At 68.2% G+C, this 2,552-nt stretch carries 3 protein-coding genes and 1 pseudogene; 3 read left to right on the top strand and 1 reads right to left on the bottom strand.

Annotation, left to right across the window (positions count from 1 at the left end):
* Both W930_RS30310 and W930_RS0125040 read left to right on the top strand, forming a co-directional pair.
* Nucleotides 1-124: pseudogene (locus W930_RS30310) on the top strand (bile acid:sodium symporter); the annotation flags it as partial.
* A gap of 277 nt (nucleotides 125-401) precedes the next feature.
* Complete coding sequence (locus W930_RS0125040) at nucleotides 402-1,163, top strand: peptidylprolyl isomerase (protein WP_023598494.1); 762 nt, start codon at nucleotides 402-404, stop codon at nucleotides 1,161-1,163.
* A 96-nt stretch (nucleotides 1,164-1,259) separates the two neighbouring features.
* On the opposite strand, the gene W930_RS0125035 is transcribed toward W930_RS0125040, so the two are convergent.
* Complete coding sequence (locus W930_RS0125035; RefSeq protein WP_023598495.1) at nucleotides 1,260-2,066, bottom strand: class I SAM-dependent methyltransferase; 807 nt, start codon at nucleotides 2,064-2,066, stop codon at nucleotides 1,260-1,262.
* Between the two features lie 117 nt (nucleotides 2,067-2,183).
* Between W930_RS0125035 and W930_RS28860 the strand changes: the two genes are divergently transcribed.
* A partial coding sequence (locus tag W930_RS28860; RefSeq protein WP_152552674.1) for a helix-turn-helix transcriptional regulator occupies nucleotides 2,184-2,552 on the top strand: 369 nt, incomplete at its 3' end.

Genomic DNA, 2,552 nt, shown 5'->3' with positions numbered 1-2,552 from the left:
GCCCGGCGCGCTGTTCTCGGTCTGGCACAACTTGTCGGGGTCGCTGCTCGCGGGCTACTGGCGCGGCCGGCCGACCGGCACCGCCAACGACGTGCAAGCACCCGCCACGCGCCCGCTTCACTGAGCGCTCACGGCGCCGCACACCGATTGTGTGCGGCGCGCAACGGCTGCGCGCTTCGGTCCTGCCCGCATTTGCCTTTCTGTCGCGCATCGCCTAAAACTTCGATATACCGTTCGCGGCGGCGAGAGATTCCGCGTCACGGCGCCCGGCCGTGCTCCCTTTCCCCCGCTCGCCCACTGGGCGTATTCCGACGAGGCCCTCCCAGGCAACGAGGCAACGTGCGAGAGGCACGACGACCGCCTGCGGCCGGGCGACAGACCATGTTTTGTGGGAGTCCGTCATGTCTTTGTGTGTCAACGGGATTGTCATCGACGCGCGCCGCGTTGCCGATGAGATCGATCGGCATCGTGACGCGGCCGATCCGCAACTGGCCGCGCGCCACGCGCTCGTGAGCCGGGAACTGTTGCGGCAGCGCGCGCGGGATCTGCGGCTGCTGGACACGGCCGACGGGGCCAATGTCAGTGACGACGCCGTGATCGACGCGCTCTTCACGCGCGACGTGCAGGTGCGGCGTCCGACCGAAGCGGAGTGCCGCGCTTACTTTCACGCGCACGCAGGACAGTTCCGCGTGGGCGACAAGGTGCAGGTGAGTCACATTCTCTTCGCCATGTCGGCGGGTGTGCCGCTCTCGCGCACGCTGGAGCGCGCGCAGTCGGCACTCGATGAAGTACTGGCCGAACCAGCCTCGTTCGCGTCGGTCGCGCAGCGCATGTCGGATTGTCCTTCGGCGCGCGAGGGCGGCAGCCTGGGCGTGCTCACGCGGGGCAGCGGCGTTCCCGAGTTGGAGCTGGTGTTGTTCTGCGGCGATCGGTTGGGCGTGGTGCCGAGACTTGTCAACACGCGTTACGGCTTTCATGTGTTGCGTATCGAGCGACGGATCAAGGGACGCATGCCGCCGTTCGAGCGCGTGGCCGATCGCATCGCGGCGCAGCTATACGAGCAGGCCCGTGCGCGCGCATTGCGCCATTACGTGGCGTTGCTCGCGGGCGCGGCGCAGATCAGCGGTGCGAACGACGACGAAGGGCCCATGCGCGTGCAGTAGCGTTGTTGTCGTGCCGCCAAAACGAAAGGGCGCCCCGGAAGGTGATTCGGGGGCGCCCTTTTTCACGGAGGCCGGCACGAGCGTGCCGGTCAGGCATCAGCCGACGATCAGCTCGAGCGTGAGCGTGTCGAGCGTGAACGAGCCGTCGTCCTGAATCCGGAAGTGACGGCGAACGTTATCGGCCATTGCCGCCTGAAGTGCGCGGATGGCCACTTGCATCGGCGCGGGCGTGCGCATGCGCGTCGTCCAGGTCGTGAAGTCGAGGTCGAGCGCGCGCGGCGTGAGCGACGCCACCGAGAAGCCCGCGCCGGCGGCCATCGTCAGCCACTCGCTCGTGGCGTAGTCGCGCACGTGCGAGGTGTCGCGCAAGACCTCGACGGCCTGCAGATAGGTGTCGAGCAACGGCTGGCCCGTGGACGCCACATCGCAGATCACCACACGTCCGCCCGGTTTGAGCACGCGGCGCATCTCGCGCAATGCGGCGCCGACGTCAGCCCAGTGGTGCGCGCTGTACCGACTGAACACGAGGTCGAACGAGGCGTCCGGAAAGGGCAGCGATTCGGCGGCGCCGAGTTGCGTATCGATGTTCGTCATGCCGCGCTTTGCAGCTTCCGTCGAGACCACGCCGAGCATGTCGGCCGACAGGTCATAGGCCACCACGCGCGCCACATGCGGCGCGGTGAAGAAGCTCACGTGGCCCGCGCCGCACCCCAGGTCGAGCACCTGGGCGTTCGGATGCGCGCGGGCGATCGCGGCAAGCTGTTCGAGATCGGCGCCTTGCGCGTGGTTGGCGCTCGTGAGATACGCGCTCGCCTGCGGGCCGAACTGGCCGGTCACCACGGCGTTGTGGGAATCGTGTGTCGTTGCCGATGCCTTGTCGGCAGGGCGGGCGGTCTCGCTCATGGGGATCTCCTGGATGGTGGGGGCGGGCGGACTGTCGCGACAAGCGCTTGCGCGACATCCATGAGTCTCACGATAATGGGTCGTCGATACCGGTACAAGTTGCTCGTTTATCCTGGTATGAAAACTAATACCCTCTCTCCCGCCCCGCATTTGCCATCGTCCGACACGTCGGGGACGGTGTCCAGCCAGCCCGCCGACGCGGCTCGCGCGCGTCGCGCGCTCGGCGACTTCCTGCGCGCGCATCGCGAGCGTCTCACGCCCGCCGCAGTTGGATTGCCACCGATGGGACGCCGCCGCACGCCGGGTCTGCGGCGCGAGGAGGTGGCCCAGTTATGCGGGCTGTCGGCCACCTGGTACACCTGGATCGAGCAGGCGCGCGAAGTGTCGATCTCGGCGGGGGCACTGGCCGCCGTGGCGGGCGCGTTACGGCTGTCGCGCGCCGAGCGGGCGTATCTGTTCGATCTGGCGGGGCGCCGCGATCCGGAG

This window comes from Pandoraea sp. E26, from assembly GCF_000681415.1.
Lineage (GTDB): Bacteria > Pseudomonadota > Gammaproteobacteria > Burkholderiales > Burkholderiaceae > Pandoraea > Pandoraea pnomenusa.
Note: the sequence above shows the minus strand (reverse complement) of the source record. Positions and strands in the feature narration are given on the sequence as shown.